This window comes from Achromobacter sp. FW305-C-30-7 (assembly GCF_058783105.1).
Genome location: NZ_JBYSYI010000001.1, coordinates 227248 through 253189, shown reverse-complemented (window position 1 = coordinate 253189; position 25942 = coordinate 227248). Strand labels below are relative to the sequence as shown.

At 65.8% G+C, this 25942-nt stretch carries 27 protein-coding genes; 17 read left to right on the top strand and 10 right to left on the bottom strand.

Features of this window, described 5'->3' with window-relative positions:
- Window positions 1-3: 3 nt before the first annotated feature.
- Both AC3WOB_RS01275 and AC3WOB_RS01270 read left to right on the top strand, forming a co-directional pair.
- A complete protein-coding gene (locus AC3WOB_RS01275) occupies window positions 4-1926 on the top strand; it encodes a branched-chain amino acid ABC transporter ATP-binding protein/permease (protein ID WP_492273947.1) in 1923 nt (640 codons plus the stop codon).
- Between the two features lie 18 nt (window positions 1927-1944).
- Window positions 1945-2667, top strand: a complete 723-nt coding sequence (locus tag AC3WOB_RS01270) for an ABC transporter ATP-binding protein (protein WP_013396767.1) — start codon at window positions 1945-1947, stop codon at window positions 2665-2667.
- Window positions 2668-3549: 882 nt separating this feature from the next.
- Here the strand turns inward: AC3WOB_RS01270 and AC3WOB_RS01265 are convergent.
- The 3 genes from AC3WOB_RS01265 to AC3WOB_RS01255 all read right to left on the bottom strand — a co-directional run bounded on the left by AC3WOB_RS01265 (window position 3550) and on the right by AC3WOB_RS01255 (window position 5346).
- Window positions 3550-3975 carry an organic hydroperoxide resistance protein gene (locus AC3WOB_RS01265; protein ID WP_013396768.1) on the bottom strand — a complete coding sequence of 142 codons (426 nt, stop codon included), beginning with the start codon at window positions 3973-3975 and terminating at the stop codon, window positions 3550-3552.
- Between the two features lie 143 nt (window positions 3976-4118).
- Window positions 4119-4580 carry a MarR family winged helix-turn-helix transcriptional regulator gene (locus tag AC3WOB_RS01260; RefSeq protein ID WP_013396769.1) on the bottom strand — a complete coding sequence of 154 codons (462 nt, stop codon included), beginning with the start codon at window positions 4578-4580 and terminating at the stop codon, window positions 4119-4121.
- 61 nt (window positions 4581-4641) lie between these two features.
- Window positions 4642-5346: a Crp/Fnr family transcriptional regulator gene (locus AC3WOB_RS01255; protein WP_492273946.1), complete on the bottom strand. Its 705-nt coding sequence runs from the start codon at window positions 5344-5346 to the stop codon at window positions 4642-4644.
- A 169-nt stretch (window positions 5347-5515) separates the two neighbouring features.
- Between AC3WOB_RS01255 and AC3WOB_RS01250 the strand changes: the two genes are divergently transcribed.
- The 7 genes from AC3WOB_RS01250 to AC3WOB_RS01220 all read left to right on the top strand — a co-directional run bounded on the left by AC3WOB_RS01250 (window position 5516) and on the right by AC3WOB_RS01220 (window position 13994).
- The gene (locus AC3WOB_RS01250; protein WP_492273945.1) at window positions 5516-7492 is read left to right on the top strand and encodes an AMP-dependent synthetase/ligase; all 1977 of its coding nucleotides are present in this window, start codon (window positions 5516-5518) and stop codon (window positions 7490-7492) included.
- 5 nt (window positions 7493-7497) lie between these two features.
- Window positions 7498-8295, top strand: a complete 798-nt coding sequence (locus AC3WOB_RS01245; RefSeq protein WP_013396772.1) for an ABC transporter ATP-binding protein — start codon at window positions 7498-7500, stop codon at window positions 8293-8295.
- Between the two features lie 11 nt (window positions 8296-8306).
- A complete protein-coding gene (locus AC3WOB_RS01240) occupies window positions 8307-9236 on the top strand; it encodes a branched-chain amino acid ABC transporter permease (RefSeq protein WP_013396773.1) in 930 nt (309 codons plus the stop codon).
- A 26-nt stretch (window positions 9237-9262) separates the two neighbouring features.
- The gene (locus AC3WOB_RS01235; protein ID WP_013396774.1) at window positions 9263-10327 is read left to right on the top strand and encodes a branched-chain amino acid ABC transporter permease; all 1065 of its coding nucleotides are present in this window, start codon (window positions 9263-9265) and stop codon (window positions 10325-10327) included.
- Between the two features lie 126 nt (window positions 10328-10453).
- Window positions 10454-11794 (top strand): ABC transporter substrate-binding protein, encoded by a 1341-nt coding sequence (locus tag AC3WOB_RS01230; protein ID WP_492273944.1) that lies wholly within the window; start codon window positions 10454-10456, stop codon window positions 11792-11794.
- 60 nt (window positions 11795-11854) lie between these two features.
- The gene (locus AC3WOB_RS01225; protein WP_207469786.1) at window positions 11855-12697 is read left to right on the top strand and encodes an ABC transporter ATP-binding protein; all 843 of its coding nucleotides are present in this window, start codon (window positions 11855-11857) and stop codon (window positions 12695-12697) included.
- Window positions 12698-12725: 28 nt separating this feature from the next.
- Window positions 12726-13994 (top strand): phenylacetate--CoA ligase family protein, encoded by a 1269-nt coding sequence (locus AC3WOB_RS01220; protein WP_207469785.1) that lies wholly within the window; start codon window positions 12726-12728, stop codon window positions 13992-13994.
- 18 nt (window positions 13995-14012) lie between these two features.
- On the opposite strand, the gene AC3WOB_RS01215 is transcribed toward AC3WOB_RS01220, so the two are convergent.
- Genes AC3WOB_RS01215 through AC3WOB_RS01195 form a run of 5 tightly spaced genes read right to left on the bottom strand, consistent with a single transcriptional unit; the run spans window position 14013 to window position 17290 of the window.
- Window positions 14013-14843, bottom strand: coding sequence for a sulfite exporter TauE/SafE family protein (locus AC3WOB_RS01215; protein ID WP_492273943.1), 831 nt, complete (start codon window positions 14841-14843; stop codon window positions 14013-14015).
- 8 nt (window positions 14844-14851) lie between these two features.
- Window positions 14852-16087 carry an NAD(P)/FAD-dependent oxidoreductase gene (locus AC3WOB_RS01210; RefSeq protein WP_492273942.1) on the bottom strand — a complete coding sequence of 412 codons (1236 nt, stop codon included), beginning with the start codon at window positions 16085-16087 and terminating at the stop codon, window positions 14852-14854.
- Window positions 16088-16105: 18 nt separating this feature from the next.
- Entirely contained in the window at window positions 16106-16525 is a 420-nt protein-coding gene (locus AC3WOB_RS01205; RefSeq protein ID WP_492273941.1) for a DUF6691 family protein, read from the bottom strand.
- Between the two features lies 1 nt (window position 16526).
- Window positions 16527-16958 (bottom strand): YeeE/YedE family protein, encoded by a 432-nt coding sequence (locus tag AC3WOB_RS01200; protein ID WP_492273940.1) that lies wholly within the window; start codon window positions 16956-16958, stop codon window positions 16527-16529.
- Window positions 16955-17290 (bottom strand): ArsR/SmtB family transcription factor, encoded by a 336-nt coding sequence (locus AC3WOB_RS01195; protein WP_013396782.1) that lies wholly within the window; start codon window positions 17288-17290, stop codon window positions 16955-16957. The genes AC3WOB_RS01200 and AC3WOB_RS01195 overlap by 4 nt, the downstream gene beginning before the upstream one ends.
- 123 nt (window positions 17291-17413) lie before the next feature.
- Here AC3WOB_RS01195 and AC3WOB_RS01190 point away from each other — a divergent pair, with 123 nt between their 5' ends.
- The 4 genes from AC3WOB_RS01190 (at window position 17414) to AC3WOB_RS01175 (ending at window position 20772) form a co-directional block, all read left to right on the top strand.
- Entirely contained in the window at window positions 17414-18277 is an 864-nt protein-coding gene (locus tag AC3WOB_RS01190) for an MBL fold metallo-hydrolase (RefSeq protein ID WP_492273939.1), read from the top strand.
- A 94-nt stretch (window positions 18278-18371) separates the two neighbouring features.
- Window positions 18372-19838, top strand: coding sequence for a polyphosphate:AMP phosphotransferase (gene pap, locus AC3WOB_RS01185; RefSeq protein WP_013396784.1), 1467 nt, complete (start codon window positions 18372-18374; stop codon window positions 19836-19838).
- Between the two features lie 23 nt (window positions 19839-19861).
- Complete coding sequence (locus AC3WOB_RS01180; RefSeq protein ID WP_492273938.1) at window positions 19862-20311, top strand: GNAT family N-acetyltransferase; 450 nt, start codon at window positions 19862-19864, stop codon at window positions 20309-20311.
- Window positions 20308-20772 (top strand): HIT family protein, encoded by a 465-nt coding sequence (locus AC3WOB_RS01175; RefSeq protein ID WP_492273937.1) that lies wholly within the window; start codon window positions 20308-20310, stop codon window positions 20770-20772. Before AC3WOB_RS01180 ends, AC3WOB_RS01175 begins: the two co-directional genes overlap by 4 nt.
- Window positions 20773-20785: 13 nt before the next feature.
- Here the strand turns inward: AC3WOB_RS01175 and AC3WOB_RS01170 are convergent, their stop codons facing one another.
- A complete protein-coding gene (locus tag AC3WOB_RS01170) occupies window positions 20786-21943 on the bottom strand; it encodes a glycosyltransferase (RefSeq protein WP_013396787.1) in 1158 nt (385 codons plus the stop codon).
- 2 nt (window positions 21944-21945) lie between these two features.
- Window positions 21946-22323 carry a hypothetical protein gene (locus tag AC3WOB_RS01165; RefSeq protein WP_013396788.1) on the bottom strand — a complete coding sequence of 126 codons (378 nt, stop codon included), beginning with the start codon at window positions 22321-22323 and terminating at the stop codon, window positions 21946-21948.
- 228 nt (window positions 22324-22551) lie between these two features.
- Here AC3WOB_RS01165 and nhaA point away from each other — a divergent pair, with 228 nt between their 5' ends.
- The 4 genes from nhaA to tenA all read left to right on the top strand — a co-directional run bounded on the left by nhaA (window position 22552) and on the right by tenA (window position 25909).
- Window positions 22552-23772: a Na+/H+ antiporter NhaA gene (gene nhaA, locus AC3WOB_RS01160; protein WP_041654507.1), complete on the top strand. Its 1221-nt coding sequence runs from the start codon at window positions 22552-22554 to the stop codon at window positions 23770-23772.
- A gap of 68 nt (window positions 23773-23840) precedes the next feature.
- Entirely contained in the window at window positions 23841-24233 is a 393-nt protein-coding gene (locus AC3WOB_RS01155) for a DUF488 domain-containing protein (RefSeq protein WP_013396790.1), read from the top strand.
- 127 nt (window positions 24234-24360) lie between these two features.
- Window positions 24361-25146, top strand: coding sequence for a 3-hydroxybutyrate dehydrogenase (locus AC3WOB_RS01150; RefSeq protein ID WP_013396791.1), 786 nt, complete (start codon window positions 24361-24363; stop codon window positions 25144-25146).
- Window positions 25147-25246: 100 nt separating this feature from the next.
- Window positions 25247-25909 (top strand): thiaminase II, encoded by a 663-nt coding sequence (gene tenA, locus AC3WOB_RS01145; protein WP_013396792.1) that lies wholly within the window; start codon window positions 25247-25249, stop codon window positions 25907-25909.
- Window positions 25910-25942 lie beyond the last annotated feature (33 nt).

The window sequence follows — 25942 nt, the reverse complement described above, 5'->3', positions numbered from 1 at the left end:
GCGATGAAACCCTTGCACCTCCTGCTATCCATCGTGGCGGTGGCCTGCCTGGCCGCCGTGCCGCTGGGCGTGACCAACACCTACTACCTGCACCTGATCGAAACCATCATGATCTACTCGATCCTGCTGTTCGGGCTCGATATCGTGGTGGGCTATACCGGCCAGGTCTCGCTGGGCCACGCCGGCCTGTTCGGCATCGGCTCGTATGTGGCCGGCGTGCTGTTCTTCCACCTGCAGATGCCGATCTGGATCATCCTGCCCGCCGCCATCCTGATCGCGGCGGCCTTCGGCGCGGTGCTGGCGCTGCCGGCGCTGCGGGTCACGGGGCCGTACCTGGCCATGGTGACGCTGGCCTTCGGCACCATCATCCAGATCCTGATCAACGAGATGACCTTCATGACCGAAGGGCCCTTGGGCATCAAGATCTCCAAGCCCGCCATCGCGGGCCACGTGCTGACCAAGAGCGAATACTTCTGGCTGGTCGCGGCGCTGCTGGTGCTGTCGCTGATCGTGGTGCACCGCATCCTCAAGTCGCACCTGGGCCGCTCGTTCGAGGCCCTGCGCGACAGTCCGATCGCGTCCGACTGCATGGGCGTGTCGGTCTACCGCCACAAGGTGTTCGCCTTCGTCATCAGCGCCGGCTTCGCCGGCCTGGCCGGCGCGCTGTACTCGTATTCGGAACAGTACATCTCGCCCAATACCTATAACTTCGAACTGACCATCCTGTTCCTGCTGGCCATCATCATGGGCGGCCGCAAGAGCCGCACGGGCGCGCTGCTGGGCGCTTCCATCATCGTGCTGCTGCCCAAGATGCTGGACGACATCTCGACCTTCCGCCTGATCGCGCTGGGCGTGGCCATCCTGGTCACTGTCGGCAGCGTGATCGCTATCTCCAAGGGTCGCACCGAACCGCGCCGCGTCGTCGTGCCGGTCGTAGGCACCATCCTGCTGGCGGTGTTCTCGTACTGGCTGGAAGTGGTGACCGACTGGCGCCTGACGATCTTCGGCGCCATGATCCTGTTCGTCGTGTACTACCTGCCCGACGGCATCGTGGGCTTCGTGCGCAACCTGTTCTTCTCCAACCGCCGCGCCGCACTGTCGGTCAAGTCGGATCTGGTGAAGGCGCAGGAAGCGGTGCCCGATGCGGCCAAGGGCAAGGGCGACACGCTGCTGGCGGCCAAGGGCGTGCTGATGCAGTTCGGTGGCCTGAAGGCGCTGAACCAGGTCGACCTGACCGTCAAACGCGGCACCATCCATGGCCTGATCGGCCCCAACGGCTCCGGCAAGAGCACCATGATGAACGTGCTCACGGGCATCTACGTGCCGACCGCCGGCGCGGTGGAGTTCTCGGGCAAGTCGCTGGTCGGCATGACCCCGGCCGACATCGCGGAAACCGGCATCGCGCGCACCTTCCAGAACGTGCAGCTGTTCGGCGAAATGACGGCGCTGGAGAACGTGCTGGTCGGCCTGCACCACACCTTCACCACGGGCCTGGCCGGCATCGCGCTGCGCACGTCCAAATGGAAGGGCGAGGAACAGGGCGCCCGCGCCCGCGCCATGGCGCTGCTGGAATTCGTGGGCCTGGAATCCCTGGCCAGCGAGGAAGCCCGCAACCTGCCCTACGGCAAGCAGCGCCTGCTGGAAATCGCCCGCGCCCTGGCGCTGGACCCGCAACTGCTGCTGCTGGACGAACCCGCGGCCGGCCTGACCGCGCCCGACATCGTCGAGCTGCTGGCCATCATCCGCAAGGTGCGCGACCACGGCATCACGCTGATCCTCATCGAACACCACATGGACGTGGTGATGGGGGTCTGCGACACCGTGTCGGTGCTGGACTTCGGCCAAAAGATCGCCGAGGGCCTGCCCAACGAAGTGCAAAGCAACGCCAAGGTCATCGAGGCGTATCTGGGCGGCGCGCCCGCCTGACGCCAAGGGGACAACAAGATGCTATCGATCAAGAATCTGGAAGCGGGCTACGGCAAGGTGAAGGTGCTGCACGGCATCAGCATGGAGGTGCCGAAGGCCAAGGTGGTGACGCTGATCGGCTCCAACGGCGCCGGCAAGACCACCACGATGCGGGCGCTGTCCGGCATGATCCGCCCCACCGCGGGCGAGGTCACGCTGAGCGGCAAGCGCATCGACGGCCTGGAGTCCCACCGCATCGCGCGGCTGGGCCTGGCGCACTCGCCCGAAGGCCGGCGCGTGTTCCCGACGCTGTCGGTCACCGACAACCTGCTGCTGGGCGCGTTCCCGCGCCTGACGGGCAGCCGTCCCAAGGGCGACGTGCAGTCCGACCTGGGCCGCGCCATGGACCTGTTTCCGCGCTTGAAGGAACGGCGCGATCAACTGGCCGGCACTTTGTCTGGCGGCGAACAGCAGATGCTGGCCATGGCGCGCGCGGTAATGCTGAATCCGGAACTGGTGCTGCTGGACGAGCCTTCAATGGGGCTGGCGCCGATCCTGGTGGAAGAAGTGTTCCGGATCATCGCGCGGCTCAAGGATGAAGGCGTGACGATGCTGTTGGTGGAGCAGTTTGCAGCTGCGGCGTTGAATGTGGCCGATTATGGGTATGTGTTGGAGAACGGGCGGATTTCTGTGCATGGGAGCGCGGATAAGTTGAAGCATGATCCGGCTGTTGTTGCGGCTTATTTGGGTGGATCGCATTGAGGGCTTCAGTGTTGAGTTCTTGAGACGCCTGCCACGTCGGGGACTCGCGTAGGGCGGGGCAACGATTGCGGTCCGGAGCGTTCGCTCCGGACTTCCCCTTCGTCATCCTCGTTGTCGCCTCCGGCGACTGCCTTCGGATTCCCTCGGGCTTATCGACGCCCCGCCCTACGCGAGTCCCCGACGCGGCAGGCTGTGCTGCTTGAATCTTTACGGACGCTGGGGCGGTCTGTGTGCTTGGCGTTTTTTTCCGCATCGGGGTGTGGTGGCGTGTCTTGCGGGGCCCGCCCCAGGCCGCCCGCCCGGGCGGCCTCTTGGGGCTTACGCGGTGTCTTGCGTCACGTGATGGCGCTGCGCGCAGTGGCTGCGGCATAACGTCGATTCAGCTCAGCTCTGCCTAACATCTGCAATTCAACTCCGGCGCCGGATGGGCGGCGCGCGCGAGACGCTCTGCGTGCGCAAGCCATTGCCCAACGCGCGCCGCCCATCACCGCCCCACCCCCTGGACGGCGATGCCATCAGAAAACAACTGTCCACATGCGCGACAGCGAGCACGATCGAGATTTCAAAAACCACGTATGTTATTTCCGGCCGCCCGCGCGGCCGGAAATAACGGGCAGCACAAGACTCGCCACTGACCACAGCTCTAGCGGCGCAGCGAGCCAAGACGCACGTAGCCCGGCGTCGCGTGCGGCGTGGCGGCTCGCAACCTCGATGCGCCCGACGGAATCCGAAGGCAGCCGCCGCAGGCGGCAACGAGGATGAGGACGGGGAAGTCCGGAGCGAACGCTCCGGACCGCAATCGTGGGCGCGAGCCGCCACGCCGCACGCGACGACGGGCGGCCTACGAACAAGGCCGCCCGCCACTAGAACATCAAGCAACGATCAAACAATCGTCAACGTCACGTCAATATTCCCACGCGTAGCATTCGAATAAGGGCAAACGATATGCGCCGCAGCCACCAACTTCTCAGCCTCAGCCCGCTCCATCCCCGGCAACGAAATCTTCAATTCGACTTCGATCCCGAACCCCGTAGGAATAGGACCGATGCCAACAGCGCCGTCAATCGTCGCATTCGACGGCATGGCGATCTTGTCGCGGCCGGCGACGAATTTCATGGCGCCCATGAAGCATGCCGAATAACCCACCGCGAACAGCTGTTCCGGATTGGTGCCGGCCGCGCCCGCGCCGCCCAGTTCCTTCGGGGTCGTCAGTTTGACGTTCAGGTTGCCGTCGTCCGTGGCGCCCGTGCCTTCACGGCCGCCGGTAACGTGCGCATGAGCGCGGTAGAGCACTTTTTCGATAGACATGATGCGTTTCCTTTTATGGAAGTGGAGGTTGGACTGCCAGGCCCGGCGGGAACATCCCGTCTTCGCCCTTACTAATTAAATAGTGCAATATTAAATAGCGCACTATTTATTGAATCTGACGATGGCGGGCCTTGCCCGCCACTTCAAAGACTTGCGGTCAGCTTCTGCCGTAGCGCGTGCAGCGTTTTCATCATACCTTGCGCCTCTTCCAGCGAACACTGCGCGGCATCCGCAATGGAATGCGGCACCGCCTCGGCCTGCGCGCGCAGCTCGCGGCCCTGGCGGGTCAGGCCGACGATCACCTGGCGCTCGTCTTCGACCGCGCGCTGGCGCGTCACCAGGCCTGCCGCTTCCAGCCGCTTGAGCAGCGGCGTCAAGGTCGCGGAATCCAGGAACAGGCGCTCGCCGATATCCGTCACCGTGATCTCGTCGCCCTCCCACAGCACCAGCATCACCAGGTACTGCGGATAGGTCAGGTCCAGCCCGCGCAACAGCTTGCGGTACACCTTGTTCATCGCCAGCGAGGTCGAATACAGGGCGAAACACAACTGGCTGTCCAGCAGCAGCGGATTGAATGCCGCCTTGGGTTTGGATCGTGATTTCATTGCGCAATATTAAATAGCGCGCTATTTATCGTCAAGTTTTTTTTTTCGAACGGCCTGTGCACTAGGCCGGTTCTCCTTCGACCGCCGCACGATCCGACCCGTATTGCTTCAGGCCATCCAGGTCCAGCACCCGGACCGCGCCATACTCCACATTGAGCAGGCCGGCTTCTTCCAGCTTGCGCAGCGCCTGGTTGGCGCGCTGCCGCGATACCCGGGCCAGATAGCCTACCTCTTCCTGCGTAATCGTCAGGCGCATGCCCATGCCGGGATACAGCAAAGGGTTGAAGAGCTCGGCCAGGCAGCGGGCCACGCGCGCATCCGGATCCAGCAGACGGTCGTACTCCGCCTTGCCGATGAACTGCGCCACGCGTTCGTTCAATTGGTGGAGCAGATAGCGGTTGAACGGAATGCTGCTGTCCAGCAGCCAGTCGAAGGTGGCGGCCGGCAGGCGCGCCACCACTGAATCCCGCAGCGCAACGATGTCGTACTTGCGGATCTCGCGCTTGAGCAGCGAGCCTTCGCCTATCCAGCCGCCGGCAGGCACGCCGGTCAGCGAAGCCACCTTGCCTTCGGCGTTACCCACCGAAACCTTGACCAGCCCCGCCAGCACGCCTATCCAAGCCTGTGCGAGTTCACCTTTGCGCTCTATGATCGACCCGGCAACCACCTGCTGCACGGTCAGGTCCCGCTCGACGCGTTCTTGCTGATCGCGGCTGAGCACGCGAAACCAGGCGGCGGCGAGTTGCAGGGAGTCGGCTAGCTGCATCGGGAATACCCTAAAAGTTCCTTGAATGTCGCGATGGTGACAGTTGGTAGCAACCCAACCTTATACCTTAACTCCTGCCGTAAATCTAAAACCAACTGGTCAAGCGCTTCATCGCCACCGCCGCTTACGCGGACTCCTGGCCCGATGCGCCCAAACCGGAGGAGACATCGTGGCACATACACCGCCCGCATCTGCACGGATGCCGGCTGCGCTGGATACCTTTCCGGCGCTGCTGTTCACGCATGCCAGCGTTCGCGGGTCGCGGCCCGCCATACGCGAAAAAGATCTGGGGATCTGGCAAACCCTTACGTGGTCCGAAGTGGCGGAGCATGTCCGGCACGTCGCGCATGGCTTGGCCGCGCTGGGCATCAAGCCCGGCATGCACGTGGCCGTCATCGGCGAAAACCGCCCGCGCCTGTACATGGCCATGATGGCCGCGCAGTCGCTGGGCGCCATACCGGTGCCGCTCTACCAGGACGCCGTCGCCCAGGAAATGGTCTACGTGTTGCAGGACGCCGAGATCACCGTGGCCATCGTCGAAGACCAGGAACAGGTCGACAAGATGCTCGAAGTCCGCGAGCAATGCCCTGCCTTGCAGCACGTGGTGTACGACGATCCGCGCGGCCTGCGCCATTACACCGACCCGATGCTGCGTTCGTATGAACAGCTGGAGGAACTGGGCCGCGAATACGCTACGCAGCATCCCGGCTTCTTCGACCAGGCCGTCGCCGCCGTGCAGCCGCATGATCCGGCCGCCATGTTCTATACGTCGGGCACCACCGGCAAGCCCAAGGGCGTGGTGCTCACGCACCATGCGCTGATCGACCGCGCGCGCGCCGTGTCCGAAATGGAAAAGCTGACCGACCAGGAAGACGTGCTGGCCTATCTGCCGCCTGCCTGGATCGGCCAGAACATGTTCTCGTACACGCAGCTGCTGGTCACGGGCTTTACGGTGAACCATCCCGAATCGCCTGACACCGTGTCGATCGACATGCGCGACATCGGCCCCACCTATTACTTCGCGCCGCCGCGCGTGCTGGAAGGCCTGCTGACGCATGTGATGATCCGCATGGAAGACGCGGGGCTGATCAAGCGCAAGCTGTTCGCGGCCTGCATGAAGCTCGCGCGCCGCGTGGGCACCAGGATCCTGGACGGCGAACAAGTCAGCGCCTGGGACCGCCTGCGCTACGCGCTGGGCAACATGATGATCTACGGTCCGCTGCGCAATGCGCTGGGCATGAGCCGGGTACGCGTGGCCTACACCGCGGGCGAGGCCATCGGCCCCGACCTGTTCGTGTTCTACCGCTCCATCGGCATCAACCTCAAGCAGCTCTATGGCTCCACGGAAACCTCGGTCTTCGTCTGCGTGCAGCCCGACGGCCAGGTGCGCGACGACACCGTGGGTCCGCCCGTCGACGGCGTGGAGATCCGCGTGGCCGACAACGGCGAGATCCTGGTCAAGAGCCCAGGCCTGTTCAAGGAGTACTACCGCAACCCCGAAGCGACCGCCGAAGCGCGCAGCGCCGATGGCTGGTTTCACACGGGCGACGCAGGCTATCTGGACACCGACGGCCAGTTGAAGATCATCGACCGTGCCAAGGACGTGGGCAAGCTCGCCAACGGCAGCCTGTTCGCGCCCAAATACATCGAGAACAAGCTCAAGTTCTTCCAGCACATCAAGGAAGCGGTGGCCTTCGGCGCCAACCGCGAAGACGTGTGCGCCTTCATCAATATCGACCTGGAAGCCGTGGGCAACTGGGCCGAACGCCGCGGCATGCCCTATGCCGGCTACACCGACCTGGCCTCCAAGGACGAGGTCTACCAGTTGATCGCCGAATGCGTGGAACAGGTCAACGCCGACCTGGCGACCGATCCCAAGCTGTCGGCCTCGCAGATCAGCCGCTTCCTCATCCTGCACAAGGAACTGGATCCGGACGACGACGAGCTGACCCGCACGCGCAAGGTGCGCCGCGCCTTCATCGCGCAGAAGTACGGCGTGCTTATCGACGCGCTCTTTGGCGGCAAGCAGTCGCAGTTCATCGAGACCGAAGTGAAATTCGAAGACGGACGCACCGGCAAGATCTCGGCGGACTTGAAGATCCGCCCGGTCAAGACCTTCCCCGCCATCACCGCCAAGGCCGCGTAGAGATCATGAGCAACAACGACCGCGACCAGCGCATCGGCGACGTCATGCTGGACATGCAGAACATTTCGCTGTCCTTCGGCGGCGTGAAGGCGCTGACGGACATTTCCTTCAATGTGCGCGAACACGAGATCCGCGCCATCATCGGCCCCAACGGCGCCGGCAAGAGCTCGATGCTCAACGTCATCAACGGCGTCTACACGCCGCAGCAAGGCGGCATCGAGTTCCGCGGCGAGCGCTTCTCGCGCATGAATCCGCGCCGCGCCGCCGAAATGGGCATCGCCCGCACCTTCCAGAACCTGGCGCTGTTCAAGGGAATGAGCGTGCTGGACAACATCATGACCGGCCGCAACCTGCGCATGAAGTGCGGGTTGCTGGCGCAGGCCTTCCGCCTGGGCCCGGCCGAGCGCGAAGAGATCCAGCATCGCGAGTTCGTCGAGAACATCGTCGACTTCCTGGAAATCCAGGCCTACCGCAAGACGCCTGTCGGCCGCCTGCCCTACGGCCTGCAAAAGCGCGTGGACCTGGGCCGCGCGCTGGCGATGGAGCCGCGCCTGCTGTTGCTGGACGAGCCGATGGCCGGCATGAACATCGAAGAGAAGCAGGACATGAGCCGCTTCATCCTGGACGTGAACGACGAGTTCGGCACCACCATCGTGCTGATCGAGCACGACATGGGCGTGGTCATGGACATCTCGGATCGCGTGGTGGTGCTGGACTACGGCAAGAAGATCGGCGACGGCAAGCCGGACGAGGTCCGCGCAAACGAAGACGTCATCCGCGCCTACCTCGGCGTGTCGCACTAAGGCGGACAGACATGGGATTTTTTCTAGAGACCTTATTCGGCGGCCTGATGAGCGGCATGCTGTATGCGCTGATCGGCCTGGGCTTCGTGCTGATCTTCAAGGCATCCGGCGTCTTCAACTTCGCGCAGGGCGCGATGGTGCTGGTCGCCGCGCTGTCCATGGCGCGCTTCTCGGAGTGGCTGCCGCGCTGGTTCGGCTTTGACAACATGATCCTGGCCAACGTGCTGGCCTTCATCGTCAGCGCCATCGTGATGTTCCTGCTGGCGGTCGCCATCGAACGCTTCGTGCTGCGCCACCTGGTCAACCAGGAAGCCACCACCCTGCTGATGGCGACGCTGGGCATCAGCTACTTCCTGGACGGCCTGGGCCAGATCACCTTCGGCAGTTCGGTGTATTCCATCAACGTGGGCATGCCCAAGGATCCGCTGATGATCCTGGATTCGGTCTTCGAAGGCGGCTTGCTGATCAATCTGGAAGACCTGACGGCGGCGGTGATCGCTGCCCTGCTGGTGGCCGCGCTGGCGCTGTTCTTCCAGTACACCTCGACCGGCCGCGCCCTGCGCGCGGTGGCCGACGACCACCAGGCCGCGCAGTCCATCGGCATTCCGCTGAACCGCATCTGGGTGATCGTCTGGAGCGTGGCGGGGCTGGTGGCGCTGGTGGCCGGGATCATCTGGGGTTCGAAGTTCGGCGTGCAGTTCACGCTGTCCACCGCGGCGTTGCGGGCGCTGCCGGTGGTGATCCTGGGCGGGCTGACTTCGGTGCCGGGCGCCATCCTGGGCGGCCTGATCATCGGCGTGGGCGAAAAGCTGTCCGAGGTCTATCTGGGGTCGCTGGTAGGCGGCGGTATCGAAATCTGGTTCGCCTATGTGCTGGCGCTGGTGTTCCTGCTGTTCCGTCCGCAAGGGCTGTTCGGCGAGAAGATCATCGACCGTGTCTGAGCCCACAGGCCCTCTAGGATAAAAACATGTTCTATCGCGAAAACGGCCAATTCAAGACCAGCTATCGCGCTGACCAGCAGATCTTCCCGATCCGCCAGGACCGCATCTTCATCTGGCTGCTGCTGGCGGTGGCGTTCGTCGCCATCCCGGCCATGGCCAGCGACTACCTGCTGCGCGCCATCCTGATTCCGTTCCTGATCCTGGCGCTGGCCGCCGTGGGCCTGAACATCCTGGTTGGCTATTGCGGCCAGATCTCGCTGGGCACCGGCGCCTTCATGGCGGTGGGCGCCTACGCGGCCTGGAACTTCGGCGTGCGCTTTCCCGGCATGCCGCTGATCATCCAGATCCTGCTGGGCGGCTTCTTCGCCACCATCGTGGGCGTGATCTTCGGGATACCCAGCCTGCGCATCCGCGGCCTGTACCTGGCGGTGGCGACGCTGGCCGCGCAGTTCTTCGTGGACTGGGCGTTCCTGCGCATCCCCTTCTTCACCAACTACTCGTCGTCCGGCAACGTCTCGGTGCCGCCGCTGACCGCCTTCGGTTTGCCGGTGCAGAGCGCGCTGGAGAAGTACCTGTTCGTGTTGATCCTGGTCGTCGTCTTCAGCCTGCTGGCCAAGAACCTGGTGCGCGGCGCCATCGGCCGCCAGTGGATGGCGATCCGCGACATGGACGTGGCGGCCTCCGTCATCGGCATCCGCCCCATGTACGCCAAGCTCACCGCCTTCGCGGTCAGCTCGTTCATCGTCGGCGTGGCCGGGGCCTTGTGGGGCTACATCCACCTGGGTTCCTGGGAGCCGCTGGCGTTCGACCTGACGCGTTCGTTCCAACTGCTGTTCATGGTCATCATCGGCGGGCTGGGTTCGATCATCGGCAGCTTCTTCGGCGCGGCCTTCATCGTGCTGGTGCCGGTGGCGCTGTCCAACATTCCGCACGCGCTGGGCATTCCGCTGTCGGTGGACACGGCGGCGCACATCGAACACATGGTGTTCGGCGCGCTGATCGTGTTCTTCCTGATCGCCGAACCGCACGGGCTGGCAAGGCTATGGAGCATCGGCAAAGAGAAGCTGCGCATCTGGCCCTTCCCCCACTGATTTCGCATTGATTTCCGCGGTCCGCGGCGGCACAAGCGCCCCGGACCCGCCCTGAATACCCGGCTCAAGACCGGGCCAATCCCGGTGTCCCAGGGTTTACTGACCCAAGCACCACGCAGGAGGTAAATGGAGATGAAGCGTCTTAACCTGAAGTTGGCGGCAGCTTTGATGGCCGCAGCCGGCGCCGCGGGCGCCGTGGCCACGCCGGCAATGGCGGCGGAAGAGCAGTTCGTTCCGTTGCTGGTGTATCGCACCGGGTCCTTCGCACCCCTGGGCATTCCCTGGGCCGACGGCAAGCTGGACTACCTGAAGCTGGTCAACGAACGCGATGGCGGCGTCAACGGCGTCAAGATCACGTACGAAGAGTGCGAAACCGCCTACGCCACCGACCGCGGCGTGGAATGCTACGAGCGTCTGAAGGGCAAGGGCACCGGCGCATCGGGTTTCGACACCCAGTCCACCGGCATCACCTTCGCCGTCAGCGACAAGGCCATGGTCGACAAGGTGCCGGTTGAAACGATGGGCTACGGCCTGTCGCAGTCGGTCGACGGCAGCGTGTTCGAATGGAACTTCCCGCTGCTCGGCACGTACTGGACCGCGGCCGACGTGATGATCCAGGACATCGCCAAGAAAGAAGGCGGCATGGACAAGCTCAAGGGCAAGAAGATCGCCCTGGTCTATCACGACTCGCCGTACGGCAAGGAGCCGATCCCCCTGCTGCAGAAGCGCGCGGCCAAGGAAGGCTTCGAGCTGGTGCTCTATCCCGTGACCGCCCCCGGCGTGGAACAGAAGTCCACCTGGCTGCAGATCCGCCAGGCGCGTCCCAACTACGTGCTGCTGTGGAGCGCCGGCATCATGACGCCGACCGCCATCCGCGAAGCCCAGGCCAGCGGCTATCCGCGGGACAAGATGTACGCGATCTGGTGGGCCGGCTCCGAAGGCGACGTGAAGGACCTGGGCGATGTCGCCAAGGGCTACAACGCCATCACCATCCACAACAGCGGCGCCGAGCACGACAAGGTCTACGACGATCTGAAGAAGTTCGTCTACGACAAGGGCCAGGGCGCGGACAAGACCGGCAAGACCACGCTGGGCACCATCGCGCATACCCGCGGCATGATGATCTCGATGCTGCAGGTGGAAGCGATCCGCACCGCGCAAGAGAAGTACGGCAAGGGCAAGGCGCTGACGCCCGAGCAGGTGCGCTGGGGCTTCGAGAACCTGAACCTGACGCAGGAAAAGCTCGACAAGCTGGGCTTCGGCCAGATCATGCGTCCGGTCAAGACCTCGTGCAGCAACCACAAGGGCGACGACTGGGCTCGCATCGTGCAGTGGGACGGCGCGAAGTTCAAGGTGGTCTCCGATTGGTATCAGTCGGACAAGGCCATCCTGGATCCCATGGTGAAGGAAGGCGCCGCCAAGTACGCGAAGGAAAAGAACATCACGCCCCGCACTTGCGAGAACTGATGTGAACCGGCCGCCGGTCCCGAAAGCGGGGCCGGCGGCCACCAAGCCGCAGGAACAGCCATGACCGCTGCAACGACTTCCGCAGTACCCGCAGACACCCCAAAGGTGCTGCTCGACGTGAACGGCATCGAGGTGATCTACAACCACGTGATCCTGGTGCTCAAGGGTGTTTCCCTGCAAGTGCCGGAAGGCAAGATCGTGGCCTTGCTCGGCGCCAACGGCGCGGGCAAGACCACCACCTTGCGCGCCATCTCGAACCTGCTCAAGGGCGAGCGCGGCGACGTCACCAAGGGCCATATCCAGTACCGCGACCAGCGCATCGAAAAGCTGTCGCCGGCGGAGCTGGTCAAGCGCGGCGTGGTGCAGGTGATGGAAGGCCGGCATTGCTTTGCCCACCTGACCATCGAAGAAAACCTGCTGACCGGCGCCTATACGCGCAGCATGAGCCGCGGCGACACCGCGGCGGCGCTGGAGCGCGTCTACCAGTATTTTCCGCGCCTGAAGCAGCGCCGCACCAGCCAGTCCGGCTACACCTCGGGCGGCGAGCAGCAGATGACCGCCATCGGCCGCGCGCTGATGGCCAACCCCAACATGATTTTGCTGGACGAGCCCTCCATGGGCCTGGCGCCGCAGATCGTCGAAGAGATCTTCGAGATCGTGCGCGACCTGAACCAGCGCGAGCGCGTCAGCTTCCTGCTGGCCGAGCAGAACACCAACATCGCGCTGCGCTATGCCGACTACGGCTACATCCTTGAAAACGGCCGCGTAATGATGGACGGCGCCGCCGCCGACCTGGCCCAGAACGAGGACGTGAAGGAGTTCTACCTGGGCATATCCAGCGGCGAACGCAAGAGTTTCCGCGACAACAAGTTCTACCGCCGGCGCAAGCGCTGGCTGGCGTGATTCCTGGCATACGAGAGGGTGCGATCCCATGTCCGAGTTTTTCGATGTTCTGGAAACCAGAGCGCCCGAGCAACGCGAGCGCGAGCTGATGGCCGCCCTGCCCGCCGCGATCGCCCGGGCCATTGCGCGTGCGCCTGCCATCGCCGAGCAGTTGCGCGGCATCGACCCCGCCACCATCACGTCGCGCGCGGCCTTGGCAAGCCTGCCGGTGCTGCGCAAGCACGAACTGCTGGAGCGCCAGCAGCACAGCCGCGATGACGCGGCGGCGCCTGCCGGGCCGCAGAAAGCCTTCGGCGGTTTCTCCGCCATCGGCTGGGGCGAGGCGATGCGGGTGTTTGCGTCCCCCGGCCCGATCTATGAACCGGAGAGCGCGCGCGGCGACTACTGGCGCTTTGCCCGCGCCCTGCACGCAGCGGGGTTCCGCGCCGGCGAGCTGGCCTACAACTGCTTTTCCTACCATTTCACACCCGCCGGTTCCATGATGGAAACCGCGGCGCACGCCGTGGGCTGCACCGTATTTCCGGGCGGCACCGGACAGACCGAACAGCAGGTGCGCGCAATTCAGGACCTGGCGCCCACCGGCTATACCGGCACGCCCAGCTTCCTCAAGATCATCCTGGAGAAGGCCGACGAGCTGGGCGTCAAGCTAGACTCGCTGCGCCGCGCGCTGGTGTCGGGCGAAGCCTTTCCGCCATCCCTGCGCGACTGGCTGGCCGCGCGCGGCATCGACGGCTACCAGGCCTATGGCAGCGCCGACCTCGGCATGGTCGCGTTTGAAACGCCGGCGCGCGAAGGCCTGGTGCTGGGCGAGGACATCATCGTCGAGATCGTGCGCCCCGGCACCGGCGAACCCGTGCCTGATGGCGAAGTCGGCGAGGTCGTGGTCACGACCTTGAACCCGGACTATCCGCTGGTACGCTTCGGCACCGGCGACCTGTCCGCCGTCATGCCCGGCATCTCGCCTTGCGGCCGCACCAACACCCGCATCAAGGGCTGGATGGGACGCGCGGACCAGACCACCAAGGTGCGCGGCATGTTCGTGCATCCGTCGCAGGTCGCCGATGTGGCGCGCCGCCACCCGGAGATCCTGCGCGCGCGGCTGGTGATCAGCGGCAGCACGGGGTCCGACCGCATGGTGCTCAAGGTGGAATCCCGGGTGCGCAGCGAAGAGCTGGGCAAGCGCATCGCGGAGTCGGTGCGCGATGTGACCAAGCTGCGCAGCGACGTGGAATGGGTGGATGCGGATGGCCTGCCGAACGACGGCAAGGTCATCGACGACATCCGGACCTACGAGTAAACGGCGCTGCTGGCGGCCTCACGCGGCCGCCAGCAGCGCCAGCATGCCCTTGGCCAGCATCGCCACGGCCACCACGCCCGCGAACAGCGCAAAGCTCTGCTGCAGGCGCCGCGGCGGAAAGCGGTCGGCCACCTTGCGGCCGGCCAGCATGCCCAGCACCGCAGCCGCCGTGAACGGCGCCGCGATGCGCCAATCCAGATGTCCGCCCGCCGCGGCGGCCACGACACCGCTGGCGGACACCAGCGCGATCACCGCCAGTGAGGTGCCGACAATGGCCTGCATGGTCAGGTCCGTGGCGCGGCGCAACGCGGGCACGATGACGAAGCCGCCGCCCACACCCAGCAAACCGGACAGAAAGCCCGCGACCAGGCCCGCGCCCGTCAAGGCGCGCGCGCAGGGCGCGGTCCAGCGCAGCCTGCCGGTACTGGCGTTGAGCTGGCAGGGCGGGGTGCGCGGCGCGGCCTGGACCGCCGTCGCGGGCTTGGCGCCCTGATTCCACATGCGCCACGCCACCATGCCCAGCACGCCGGCAAAGATGATGGCCAGCGGCGCATTGGGCAGGCGCCGCGCCGCCCACAGGCCCAGCGGCGAAACCAGTATGCCGGTGGCGGCCATGAAGCCCGCCGCGCGATAGCGGACCTGCCCCTTGCGCAGGCCCAGCACCGCGCCCAGCGCGGCGGACAGGCCCACTGCCAGCAAGGCGATGGGCGCGGCCTGCGACACCTGCAAGTGCAGGCCGAAGACCAGCAGCGGCACCGCCATGATGGCGCCGCCGGCGCCGGTCAGCCCGAGTATCAGGCCCACGCACGCCCCCAGCGCCGCGCTGACGGCCAACACTGTATCGATCATGGCGGCGCTCAGTTGCCCAGCGGGCGGGCCAGCCATTCACGGCCCTTGAGCATGCCGTTCCAGTAGATCCAGGGCAGCAAGGTCGCCTTGAGGAACCAGGCGCTCTTGCGCGGCACGGTCGGATCCAGCGGGAAGGTGGGCAACAGTTTGCCGCCATAGCCGAACTCGGCCAGCACGATGCGGCCGCGCTCCACTGTCAGCGGGCAGGAGCCGTAGCCGTCGTACTTGACCGGCATGGCGTGGCCTTCGCGCAGCGCCAGCAGGTTCTCGGCCACCGTCACGATCTGCTTGCGCGCGGCCGCGGCGGTCTTGGCATTGCTGGTGCAGATGCCGTCACCCAGCCCGAACACGTTGCCATGGCGCACGTGCAAAAGCGTGGCGGGATCCACTTCGCACCAGCCGGCGGCATCCGCCAGCGGGCTGTTTTTCAGGAAGTCGTGCGGAACCTGGGGCGGCACCGCGTGCAGCATGTCGAAGGACTTCTCCACGCGCGTCACCGCGCCGTCGCCGTTCTTGAGGTCGAACCAGGCCTTGCGCGCCGCGCCGTCCACCGCCACCAGCGCTGAATTGAAGGCCAGCGCGATGCCGTAGCTTTCCACGTAGCGCATCAGCGGCGGCACAAAGGTCGGCACGCCGAACAGCGCCGCGCCCGCCAGGTCGAACTCTACGTCGATGCGGTCCAGCACGCCGGTGCGCTTCCAGTGGTCGCAAGCCAGGTACATGGCTTTCTGCGGCGCGCCGGCGCATTTGATGGGCATGGCCGGCTGCGTGAACAGCGCCTGCCCGCCCTTCAGTCCGCGCACCAGTTCCCAGGTATAGGGCGCCAGGTCGTAGCGGTAGTTGGAGCTGACGCCGTTCTTGCCCAGCGTATCGGCCAGGCCCTCGACTTTGTCCCACGCCAGGCGCAGACCGGGGCAGACGATCAATTGCTGATAGCTCACGGCGCTGCCGTCCGCCAGCCGCACGCGGTTGGCTTCGGGCTCGAAGCCTGCGGCGGCGGCCCGCAGCCAGGTGGCGCGTTTGGGCATGACGGCGTCGGTTGGGCGCACGGTCTTGGCGACGTCGAAGGCGCCGCCGCCCACCAGCGTCCAGGCCGGCTGATAGTAGTGCTTGTCGCTCGGCTCGATGACGCCAATGCGCAGGTCCGGACGGCGGCGCAGCAGGCTGGCGGTGACGCCTATTCCCGCCGATCCGCCGCCCACCACCACCACATCGAAATCGCGCTGCGCCTCTGCTGTCGGCATGCTTGTCTCCTCGCCGGTTTACCGGCTTTTGAATTTTTCCAGGACTGAAAATATCGCCATGCCTGCCACCATGGCGGCCACGAAAATCAACGCCTCGGTCACGCCGGCCGCCGCGGCCACCAGTGCCGGTCCCGGGCAGAAACCGGCCAGCCCCCAGCCCGCACCAAACGCCATGCTGCCGACGGCCAGGCGCAAGTCCACGCGGGTGGCCGTCGGCCAACGCATGGGTTCGCCCGACAGGCTGACGCGGCGGCGGCGCAAGAGTGCGAAGCCCGCTGCCGTCACCAGCACGGCGCCGCCCATCACGAAAGCCAGCGACGGATCCCAGGCGCCGGCGAGGTCAAGGAAGCCCAGCACCTTGGCCGGATTGGCCATGCCGGAAATGATGAGGCCCAGGCCGAACACCAGGCCCGATGCGAAGGCGATCAGCGCAACCATGTCAGAGCGCTCCCAGATGACGGGTGACGTAGACCACGGCAAAGCCCGCGCCCATGAATAAGGCGGTAGCGGTCAGCGAGCGGCGCGATCCGCGCGACACGCCGCAGACGCCGTGGCCGCTGGTGCAGCCCGAGGCATAGCGCGTGCCGATGCCGACCAGCAAGCCCGCCACGATCAGGCGCGTGGTGCTGGCCTCCACCACCACAGGCGGCAAGGCGCTGCCCAGGCGGTACAGCCAGGGCGAAACCAGCAGGCCGATTAGAAAGGCCAGCCGCCACATGCCGTCGCGTTCGCCCTGAAGCAGGCCGCCCACAACCCCGCTGATGCCCGCGATGCGGCCCGCGCCCGCCATCAACAGCACGGCAGCCGCGCCGATGAGCAGGCCGCCCGCGCCCGCGGACCAGGGAGTGAAGGCGGACCAGTCCAGGCTCACTTGAGTGACTCCATGGCGCGGCCGCAGTACAAACTCGATAGTGTCTTCATGACCTGGCTGACCTCGAAACTGGCCATCTGGTAGTAGACGTACTTGCCCTCGCGCCGCGTCGCCACCAGCCCCTCATCGCGCAGCACGCCCAGTTGCTGGGACAGCGTGGGCTGATGGATGCCGGTCAGCGATTCGAGTTCGCTCACGTTGCGTTCGTTCTGGACCAGCTGGCACAGCAGCAGCAAGCGGTCTTCGTTGGCCAGCGCCTTGAGCAGCGCGCAGGCCTGGGAGGCGGATTCGCGCAATACGGCGACTTCGCACTCGGTCAGGGCTTCATTCATTTGATGCGTATCAATCGGCGTGAGGGAGTTTGATCATTATATTTACCAATATAATATTCAACAATATTATTGAAATACATATAGTGTTTCATCGTGCAGCGACTCGCTGCGATGCGAGCGTCCATGTCTCCCCAGATCCAGGCCTTTTTCGATCCCGTCACCGCCACCGTCACCTACGTCGTGCATGAGCCCGCGCCGGGCGGCGCCTGCGCCATCATCGACTCGGTGCTGGACTACGACCCCAAGTCCGGACGCTGCAGCACCGCCAGCGCCGACCGGGTGGCCGACTACGTGCGCCAGCACGGCCTGAAGACCGAATGGCTGCTGGAAACCCACGCGCATGCCGACCACCTGTCGGCGGCGCCCTATCTGCAGCGGCAGCTCGGCGGCGTCATCGCCATCGGCCAGAGCATCCAGACCGTGCAGGGCGTGTTCAAGAAGATCTTCAACCTGGAACCGGAGTTCCAGCTGGACGGCTCGCAGTTCGGCCATCTGTTCGCCGACGGCGAAACCTTCCGCATCGGCGCGCTGACGGCGCAGGCCATCCACGTGCCCGGCCACACCCCGGCCGACATGGCCTACCTGATCGGCGACGCCGCTTTCGTCGGCGACACGCTGTTCATGCCGGACGTGGGCACGGCGCGCTGCGACTTCCCCGGCGGCGACGCCCATCAGTTGTACCGTTCCATCCAGCGGCTGCTGAGCCTGCCCGCCGGGACGCGGCTGCACATGTGCCACGACTACCCGCCCGCCGGACGCGACGCCTCCTGGCAGACCACGGTGGCCGAACAGCGCCGCGCCAACATCCACGTGCGCGATGGCGTCAGCGAAGACGACTTCGTGGCCATGCGCACGCGGCGTGATGCCACGCTTTCCATGCCCACCCTCATCCTGCCCGCCATCCAGGTGAACATCCGCGCCGGCCACTTCCCGCCGCCCGAAGACAACGGCGTGCGCTATCTGAAAATACCCGTCGACGCGCTCTGACAGCGGCGGCGGGCACCGCGATCCGGGCTTGCGCGCCCCGGGCTTATCCCGCAAGATCGTCCGATCGCAGAATTGCCGATCAGACGGATCCCCCATGTTTGCAGAAGCCGAAGCCGACCCCAGCCTGTCCAAGGAAGAATTCAAGCCGCTGGAGGCGAAGCTGCGCGTCGCCTTGCTGAACGCGCAGTACCAGCGCCTGCAGAAGGCCGACAAGACGCTGCTGATCGTGATCGCAGGCATAGACGGCGCCGGCAAGGGCGCCACCGTCAACCTGCTGAACGAGTGGATGGATCCGCGCCACATCAAGACGCTGGCCTACGGGCCGCGTGAAGGCGCCGCGCTGCAGCGTCCGCCATTCTGGCGCTATTGGAACGACCTGCCGCCCAAAGGCAGCACCGGCATCGTCTTCGGATCCTGGTACGCGCCGCTGCTGTTCGAGGCCACGCGCAAGAAGCCTGACCAGAACAGCATCGAGGCGCAAGCCGCGGCCATCCGCCACTTCGAGGCCATGCTCGCCGCCGAAGGCGTGCAGATCGTCAAGCTCTGGTTCCATTTGTCGGCCAAGGCGCAGAAGGCCCGCGCCGAACGCCTGCTGGCCAGCCCCGAAACCTCCTGGCAGGTCAGCCCGATCGACCTGAAGGTCTACAAGAAGTACGACCGCATCCGCAACGCCGGCCAGGTGGTGCTGAACCGCACGGACAGCGGCCACGCGCCCTGGGTCGTGATCCCCAGCGCGGACGAGGACATCCGCGCCGCGCGCACCGCCGAAGCGGTGCTGGCCGCCATGCGCCAGCGCGGCGTGCCGCGCATCCCGCCCGCCTTCGTGGCGCATGCCCGGACCACCCGCGTCGTCGACCGCCTGGGCGAACTGGACTACGAGGCCAAGACCGACAAGGACGATTACGAATCCGAACTGGGCCTGCTGCAAGGCCGGCTGGCGCGGGCGGCGCGCTCAAAGAAATTCCAGGAACGCTCGCTGGTGCTGGTATTCGAGGGCCAGGACGCGGCTGGCAAGGGCGGCGCGATCCGCCGTGTGACGCATGCGCTGGACGCGCGGCAGTTCGACATCACGCCCGTATCCGCGCCCAACAGCGAGGAACAGGCCAGGCCCTATCTGTGGCGCTTCTGGCGTCACGTGCCGCGCCATGGGCGCATCGCCATCTTCGACCGGTCCTGGTATGGCCGCGTGCTGGTCGAGCGCGTCGAAAAACTGACCGCGCCTGCCAACTGGCGCCGCGCCTACGCCGAGATCAACGACTTCGAGGGGCAACTGGCGGCCAGCGGCGCGCTGGTGCTGAAGTTCTGGCTGGCCGTGACGCCGGACGTGCAGCTGGAGCGCTTCAAGGAACGCGAGAATTCCCCCTTCAAGAATTTCAAGATCACGGCCGACGACTGGCGCAACCGCGACAAATGGAAGGACTACGCGGCCGCGGCCAACGAGATGCTGGCGCGTACCGACCTCGCGCACGCGCCCTGGCATCTGGTGTCGGCCAACGACAAGCGCTACGCTCGATTGCAAGTGCTGCGACACATCGTCGAAGCCATGGAAGACCAACTCTGAATCCCGCCTGGAGGCCGCAAGCCATGAGTACCGCAGAAATCCGTCCCATCGTCGCCGCCGACTTCGAGGCCTGGCTGCCACTTTGGAAGGGCTACCAGGACTTCTATCGCGTCAACATCGACGACGCGGTCACGCGCAACACCTGGGCGCGCTTCCTGGACCCTGCCGAACCCATGCACGCGGCGCTGGCCTATGAAAGCGGCCGGGCCGTCGGCATGGTGCACTGGATCTTCCACCGCTCCACCTGGACGGCGGGCGACTACTGCTATCTGCAAGACCTGTACGTAGACCCGGACGTGCGCGGCACCGGCGCCGGCCGCAAGCTGATCGAACACGTGTACGCGCAGGCCGCCGCCGCCAACTGCTCGCGCGTGTACTGGCTGACGCACGAGACCAACGCCACCGCCATCCAGCTCTACGACCGCATCGCCGACCGCTCCGGCTTCATCCAGTACCGCAAGGTGATGCCGTGAGCGCACGCGATCCCAACTGTCCGCTATGCCAGGAAGACGGCGGCACGCTGCTGTGGCGTGGCCCGCACTTACGCATCATCGAGGTGGACGACCCCGACTATCCGGGCTTCACGCGGGTGATCTGGAACGGCCACCTGGCCGAAATGACCAGCCTGTCCACCCACGGCCGCGACCTGCTGATGCGGGCCGTGTACGTGGTGGAGGAAGCGCAACAATCGGTCCTGGGACCCGACAAGATCAACCTGGCTTCGCTGGGCAACATGGTGCCGCACCTGCATTGGCATGTGATCCCGCGCTGGCGCGGCGACCGCCATTTCCCCGATCCGATCTGGGCGCCGCCGCGCGTCGCCGCCGGCGCGGAATCCGCGGAATGGCAGGAGCGTCAGGCGCGCGTGCAGGCGCTGCTGCCGCGCTACCGCGACCGGCTGGTCGAGGCCATGAACGCCCTGCTCTGGCACTGAGCCGCCGCCCGCCTCAGGCGATGCGCGCCGATCCCCGCAGTTCCGCCAGCCAGCCGGCATAGGCCTGTTCCACCAGGGCCGCCGTGCGTTCGGCGGAAAACTGGCCCTGGCCCCGGATCAGCTCCCGGCCCGCGTCGCCCATGCGGCGGCGCAGCGCAGGATCGGCCAACAGGCTTTCCAGCGCGCCCGCCAATGCCGCCGGATCGGCAGGCGGCACCAGCAGACCCGTCACGCCAGCCTGCATGGTTTCCGGCACGCCGCCCACATTGGTGCCCACCACCGGCAGCCCCATGGCCGCGGCCTCGATGAATACCGTGCCCAGGGCCTCGCGCAGCGTCGGCAGCGCGAACACGTCGAAGGCAGTCAGGACGTTGCCGATGTCGTCGCGCCGGCCCGTGAAATGCACGCGCTGGGCCAGGCCCAACGCCTCCGCCTGTGTCCGCAACTGCCCGCCCATGGGCTGGCCTTCGCCCACCAGCACCAGATGGGCATTCGGGAACGTGGCGGAAATGCGATGGAAGGCGTCGATCAGATCGCAATGGCCCTTGTCCGCCCGCATCACGGCCACGCAACCGACCACCAGCGCGTCCTCGGGCAGGCCGAGTTCGCGCCTGACGCAGACGCCGCTTTGCACCTGGGGCAGCACCACCGGCGAATGGATGGTGGCGATGGCCTCCGGCCGCGCGCCCCCGTCCAGCAACTGCCCGCGCACGTAGCGGCTGACGGCGATGACGCGATGCGCCAGCCAGGTATAGGCGTAAAGGGAATTGATGGGCTTGGCCAGATGGCGCGTGCGCACGATGAGCCGCGTGCCGGCCAGGCGGGCCGCGATCGCGCCCAACACCGTATCGCGGCGGCTGTGCGTATTGACCACGTCAAAGCGCCCGCCACGCAACAGGCGGCGCATGACGGCGACGCAACGCACGAAATTGAGCGGGCCGTCCATGGCAACGAGATGCACCGTAAAGCCGACCTCGCGCAAACGCCTGCCCAGTTCCGCGTCGGGTTGGCAGACCGCTTCCAGATGATGGCCGCGCTCGCGCATGGCGATCATCTCCTTGTAGATGCAGAACTCCTGGCCGCCGAACGATGTGGCGGCTTCCGTATGCAGGATGCGCAGGCGCGCGTCGGGGCCGGGCCGGGCCTGGAGCGATTCGTTGGGATCCGGCATGATCAGGGATGGCCGCCTTGAGAGGTGTCCGCGTCGCTCCAGCGGCGGCCCTGCGACAGCAGGTAGGCCTCCAGGTAAGAAATGTCTTCCTGGTCCAGCGCCACCGCACCCGCGCTGGCGTGATCGCGCGGGCACTCGGAAGCCTGCAGCCGGTTTTCGGACCAGACGCGGGCCGCGCCAGTGCGGGACAGTTCAAAGCGCGCGCCCGCGCGCGCCCAGCCCAGCAGGCGTGCGCTGGGAATCAGTTGCCGGGTTTGGTAGATGCCGTGCGAACTGGGAGCCGCGGGCACGGTCAGTGTGTCACCGACATCCACCAGGCGGCTCGCGGCGCCGGGCTTGCCGGGCGTATAGGTCAATACCGTAAGAGGGCGTAGTGGCATTTAGCTAGCAAGAGTCGCCAGGCGGCCTTGCAAGCCACATACTGGTCGGGATTCAACGAAAGGGTTCGGTCGCCGAGCAAGCAACGCCAAGAATTCGACGCTGATTGGCTGTTTTTTCAAATAAATGAAAGACGTTCGACGAAATAGAAGAGTCCCGAAATACCAATTCAGGTAAAATTCAGGAATGAAACGCGCATCTTATCAAAACGTAAGCAAAGCCGGTACTGCATGAATTCACAGCCCGTACCGCCCCACAAACCGGTCTCGTTCCTGCAAGCGTTCCTCCGTTCCGAAGCGCTGGGCGGCTATGTCCTGATGCTGGCCGCGCTGGTCGCGCTGGTGGTTGCCAACAGCCCGGCCGCGCCCGCCTATTTCAGCGTGCTGGAAACCAAGCTCGGCTTCCACGTCGGTCCGGTCCTGCTCAAGGAAACCGTGCTGCACTGGATCAACGACGGCCTGATGGCCGTGTTCTTCCTGCTGGTCGGACTGGAAATCAAGCGCGAGGTCCTGGACGGCCAGCTACGCGGCGCCGCCCGCATCGTGCTGCCCGGCATCGCCGCCCTGGGCGGCATGGCGTTGCCGGCGCTGATCTATGTGCTGATCAACTTCGGCAGTCCCGACACCCTGCGCGGCTGGGCCATCCCCGCCGCGACCGACATCGCCTTCGCGCTGGGCATCCTGGCGCTGCTGGGCAGCCGCGTGCCGACCTCGCTGAAGATCTTCCTGACGGCGCTGGCCATCCTGGACGACCTGGGCGCCATCGTCATCATCGCCCTGTTCTATACCGCCGAACTGAATGTGTTCGCGCTGAGCATGGCGGGCGCCCTGCTGGCCTGCCTGTTCTGCCTGAACCGCGCCGGCGTGCTGCGGCTGACGCCCTACCTGCTGATCGGCGCGGTGCTGTGGTACTTCGTCCTGAAGTCCGGCGTGCATGCCACGCTGGCCGGCGTGGCGCTGGCGCTGACCATTCCGCTGCGCCCGCAAAACCAGGGCCATCCCGGCGCGCATTCGCCCCTGCATGTGCTGGAGCACGCGCTGCACAAGCCGGTGGCGCTGCTGATCGTGCCGATTTTCGGCTTCGCCAACGCCGGCGTGTCGTTCGCCGGCATGGGCCTGGGCAGCCTGGCGCAGCCCGTACCCCTGGGCGTGGCGCTGGGCCTGTTCCTGGGCAAGCAGCTGGGCGTATTCGGTTTTGCCTGGCTGGCCATCAAGAGCGGCATTGCCACCCTGCCGCGCCACGCCAGCTTCACGCAGCTATATGGCGTGTCCCTGCTGTGCGGCATCGGCTTCACCATGAGCCTGTTCATCGGCGCCCTGGCATTCACCGATCCGGCCGCCATCGACGCCACCAAGATCGGCGTGCTAACGGGTTCGCTGGCGTCCGCCGTGGTCGGCTTCCTGCTGCTGCGCGCCTGCGGGACGCGCGCCGGCACCGCCGAAAATCCTTGAGCAGGGCCTGAGTACGGACGGCGGGCGCTAAAGTAGCGGGATCCGAAACCATTCCGGGAGCCGCCGCCATGAAGCCGTCCGCCATCACCGTGCAACGCGTCTACGAGGGCTTGGGCCCGGAAGGCAGCTACCGGGCGCTGGTGGACCGCATGTGGCCGCGCGGGCTGCGCAAGGCGGATCTGCACCTGGACGAATGGGCCCGCGACATCGCGCCCACCCAGGAACTGTGCAAATGGTTCAGCCACATCGAGGAACGCTGGGAAGAATTCCGCCAGCGCTACCAAGCCGAACTGGCGGAACCCGAGCAGCAGGCCCGCATGGCCGCCTTGCTGGACGCGGCCGGCGACCGCCCGCTGACCCTGCTCTACGGCGCCCGCAACACCGAACATAATCAGGCCGTCGTGTTGCACGACGTCCTGCAGGACTATGTGCGCCATCACCGCAAGCGCAAGAAGGCCTGAACCAGCACCCGCTTGCGCGTTCAGCCTGCTCTAATCCTGGAGCGCTACCATCAAGCCATGCTCCCCGCATCCGTGGGCGACAGGGCGTGGCCCGGCCCACCGGCAATCCCAACCCGGAGGTTCCAGCATGCATAACCTGAATGGAAAAGTCGCCGTCGTCACCGGCGCCGCCAGCGGCATCGGCAAGGAAATCGCCCTCACCCTCGCGCGCGCCGGTGCGGCAGTCGCCATCGCGGATCTGAACCAGGCAGGCGCCGACGCCGTCGCCCGCGAAATCGAACAGGCGGGCGGCAAGGCCATGGGCGTCGCCATGGACGTCACCAGCGAAGACGCCGTGAACCAGGGAATCGACCGCGTTGCCGCCGCCTACGGCAGCATCGACATCTTGATCTCGAACGCGGGCATCCAGATCGTCAATCCCATCGAGAACTTCGCATTCTCGGACTGGAAGAAGATGCAGGCCATCCACGTGGACGGCGCATTCCTCACAACCAAGGCGGCGCTCAAGCACATGTACAAGGGCGACCGCGGCGGCGTGGTCATCTATATGGGCTCGGTCCATTCGCACGAAGCCTCGCCGCTGAAGTCCGCCTACGTGGCCGCCAAGCACGCCCTGCTAGGCCTGGCGCGCGTGCTGGCCAAGGAAGGCGCGGCGCACAATGTGCGCTCGCACGTCATCTGCCCGGGTTTCGTGCGCACGCCGCTGGTGGAAAAGCAGATCCCCGAACAGGCCAAGGAACTGGGCATCAGCGAAGAGGACGTGGTCAAGAAGGTGATGCTGGGCGACACGGTCGACGGCGTCTTCACGACGGTCGAGGACGTGGCGCAGACCGCCCTGTTCCTGGCCGCCTTCCCCAGCGCCGCCTTCACGGGCCAGTCCTTCGTGGTCAGCCACGGCTGGTACATGCAGTGATTCGGCCCGCGCCGCCTATTGCCGCGCGGTCTTTGATACCCTAGCCCTCTTTGTGGACCGGCGCGCAATTGCGCGCCGGTCGCCTGCCTTGAGGAACCCCATGTCTTTCAGCTCCGATGCCTGGGCGCGCAACGCCGCGCTGTACGAAACCACGCGCGACATGCCGTTCAACCAGGAACTGGCCAGCGGCCAGCTCGACGAGAACGCATTCAAGCACTACATGATCCAGGATGCGCACTACCTGGTGGCCTTCGGACGCGCACTCGCCATCGCCTCTGCCAAGGCCGATGACGCCGACGGCGTGGTGCAGTTCGCGGATGCGGCCAAAGGCGCGGTCGTCGCCGAACGCACGCTGCACGCGGGCTTTCTGAAGCAGTTCGGCATCGACGACGCCACCTTCGAAGCCACGCCGCTCACCCCGGCCTGCCACCACTACACCAGCTACCTGATCGCCACCGCCTGGAGCGCGCCGTACCCGGTGGCGCTGGCGGCCCTGCTGCCCTGCTTCTGGATCTATGCCGAAATCGGCCGCGAGATCCACGCGCGGGCGGCCCAACCCAATCCCTATGCGGCCTGGATCGAGGCCTATGCCTGCGAGGACTTCCACGCCCTGGTGCGCAGGGTCATCGCGACGGTCGACCGCGTCGCCGAACAGGCGTCCGCCGAAACGCTGGCGCAGATGCACGCGGCCTACACCCGCGCCGCGCAGCTGGAATGGATGTTCTGGGATTCGGCATATCGGCAGGACGGCTGGCCGGTCTGAACGCCGGCGCAGCCGCCGGGCGCGCGTGTTCGT